This is a genomic window from Nocardia arseniciresistens (genome assembly GCF_046764875.1).
GTDB lineage: Bacteria > Actinomycetota > Actinomycetes > Mycobacteriales > Mycobacteriaceae > Nocardia > Nocardia arseniciresistens.
This window is the reverse complement of record NZ_JBKORD010000043.1, coordinates 1-1,614: the sequence shown is the minus strand read 5'-3', so window position 1 is coordinate 1,614 and position 1,614 is coordinate 1. Positions and strand designations below refer to the sequence as shown.

The following is a 1,614-nucleotide window of genomic DNA, read 5'->3' as shown; positions in this document are numbered from 1 at the left end:
GGTGCTACTCGGTGGCGTCGTCAGGTGTGGATGCCATCGTCTGTAGGGCTCCTTCGTACCGAGTTCGGGCCAATAACCCGGACCGGACCGCGCTTCGTGCTCGTCACGCACCGGCGTCTCTCTGACGAGCACTCAGTTACTGCCTGGTTAAATGTTGCTCACGCACCGTTTCGTGCAGCTGTGAGATCTGTAGTCTGGGATCTGGATGCCACCCGACCCAGGGCGCCCCCAGCCGCCCGATCGACGACTCGCAGACAATCGCGTCCCGAAGGGCGGTGCAACCTCGGCTGTATGGCGGGAGGGCACCGACACGATTCGGCCTGCATGCAAGGAAGACCCGCACCATGACCGGTTACGCCCCTGTTGACCGTCAGATCCCGTCCCGCGACCAGCTACCCGACGAGTTCTTCGCGCAGTTCCTCGACCGGACTCGCACCTACAGTTGCGCGTACTGGACTCACCCGGACGACACCCTGGAGCAAGCCCAGTCCGCCAAGATCGACCTTGCACTGACCAAGTGCGATCTGCGACCGGGGATGACCCTGCTCGACGTCGGCTGCGGCTGGGGTTCGACCATGCTGCGCGCCATGGACAGCTACGGCGTCAATGCGATCGGGCTGACGCCCCACCGCAACCAGCACCGGTACGTACGAGACCGCCTCGTCGACCGGCTCATCCGCGGCTGCCCCTACGGCGGTGTGCGACGGCAAGGCTGGCAACAATTCGACCGCCCCGTAGACCGCATCGTCTGCATCGGCGCACTCGAACACATCCACCACCAGCGATACCCCGACTTCTTCGACTTCGCCTACCGGATAATGCCCGACGACGGAGTGCTGCTGGTACAAACCGTCGTCGCCCATGACCCGCACCACGCGGAAGCGCACCAGGCACCGGCCCTGACGACCGAAACCGAATTCGCGTTCCTACGCGGCACCGTCTTCCCGAGTAGCCAGCTCCCGCGATCAACCGGCCACAACCCCAGGGGAATCAACGAGTACGCGCAGGACGCCGGATTCACCCTCACCCGCATTCAGGAACTGGGATCCCACTACACCACCACCCTGGACAGGTGGGCCACCTCTTTGCACGAGCACCGCGACCGGGCGATCGAACTCGCCGGGCAACACACCTACAACGCCTACATCAGCTATCTGACCGAGTGCGCCGACCACTTCCGCCGTGGCCGCCTCAACGTCATGCAGTTCACCTGCACCAAAGCCGGCGCAATACAACCCCCACCACATTGATCCTGCCCGCGACACTCGATTTGGGTGGCTGAACGCCACCTCAGCGACCGTGTCGGTGTGGCCGGTGAGTGGTTCGACGACCGGTCGTCAGGGGGGCGGGGTCCGGTGTCGGCTGGCTGCTCTCGGCGGCATCGCGTGAGGTTGCAGCCAGGGCGAGGGCCGCCGAGTGGAATCTCTGGAACGAGGTCAGTTCTCGAAGTTGACGGTCACTCGGATCGGTGCGGCCAGTGGCGCAAGTGTTCCTGCGGGCGGATCGATCGACACGACTTGTTCGTGGTCGAATCCTGGTTCGTGTTGCAAAGCGACGATCTGGACGGTGAGGCCGAGTTGGGCGGCGCTGGGGCGGATGATCGCCATCTCGTCG

General features: G+C 64.4%; 1 protein-coding gene. It reads left to right on the top strand.

Translation table 11 applies throughout. From position 1 onward, the window contains the following. Positions 1–344: 344 nt before the first annotated feature. On the top strand, positions 345–1,250 hold the full coding sequence (locus ACLMAJ_RS37990) for a class I SAM-dependent methyltransferase (protein ID WP_412018759.1): 906 nt from the start codon (positions 345–347) through the stop codon (positions 1,248–1,250). Positions 1,251–1,614: the final 364 nt, after the last annotated feature.